Raw genomic sequence first — 1,142 nt, forward strand, 5'->3', positions numbered from 1 at the left:
CCGGCAAGTATTTCGACAATGCCTCGCCGGTGAACGGACAGATCGTCTGCAAGATCGCGCGCTCCGACACGCAGGACGTCGAAGCCGCGCTCGACGCGGCGCATGCCGCCAAGGCGGCCTGGGGCCGCACCAGCGTCGCCGAGCGTGCCGCGATCCTGAACAAGATCGCCGATCGCATGGAAGAGAATCTCGAGCGCCTCGCGATCGCCGAGACCTGGGACAACGGCAAGCCGATCCGCGAGACCCGCGCGGCCGACATCCCGCTCGCCATCGATCACTTCCGCTATTTCGCCGGCGTCGTCCGCGCCCAGGAAGGCTCGATCGGCGAGATCGACCACGACACCATCGCCTATCATTTCCATGAGCCGCTCGGCGTCGTCGGCCAGATCATCCCCTGGAACTTCCCGCTGCTGATGGCCTGCTGGAAGCTCGCGCCCGCACTCGCCGCCGGCAATTGCGTCGTGCTCAAGCCCGCCGAGCAGACCCCGGCCTCGATCATGGTCTGGGCCGAGATCGTCGCTGATATTCTGCCGCCTGGCGTCCTCAACATCGTCAACGGCTTTGGTCTTGAGGCCGGCAAGCCGCTGGCCTCGAGCCCGCGCATCGCCAAGATCGCCTTCACCGGCGAGACTTCGACGGGCCGGCTGATCATGCAATATGCCAGCCAGAACCTCATTCCTGTCACGCTGGAGCTCGGCGGCAAGTCGCCGAACATCTTCTTCAAGGACGTCACCGCCGAAGACGACGACTTCTTCGACAAGGCGATCGAAGGCTTCGTCATGTTCGCGCTGAACCAGGGCGAGGTCTGCACCTGTCCGAGCCGCGCGTTGGTTCACGCCGACATCTACGATCGCTTCATGGAGCGGGCGCTGAAGCGCGTCGCCGCGATCAAGCAGGGCGACCCGCGAGCGGCCGACACCATGATCGGCGCACAGGCATCCAGCGAGCAGCTCGCCAAGATCCTCTCCTACATCGACATCGGCAAGCAGGAGGGTGCCAAGCTGCTGGCCGGCGGYGGACGTGCGGAACTCGGCGGCGATCTTTCCGGGGGCTTCTACGTCCAGCCGACGGTGTTCGAGGGCCACAACAAGATGCGAATCTTCCAGGAGGAGATCTTTGGCCCCGTCGTCTCGGTCACGACC

The 1,142-nt window shown here is 65.0% G+C and carries 1 protein-coding gene; it reads left to right on the plus strand.

Annotation, left to right across the window (positions count from 1 at the left end; translation table 11 throughout):
* Positions 1-1,142 (plus strand): aldehyde dehydrogenase (adh, locus tag AC1D00_RS42225; RefSeq protein WP_477014792.1); only part of this gene is annotated, 1,142 nt, incomplete at both ends.

The organism is Bradyrhizobium sp. P2_E8, assembly GCF_056403875.1.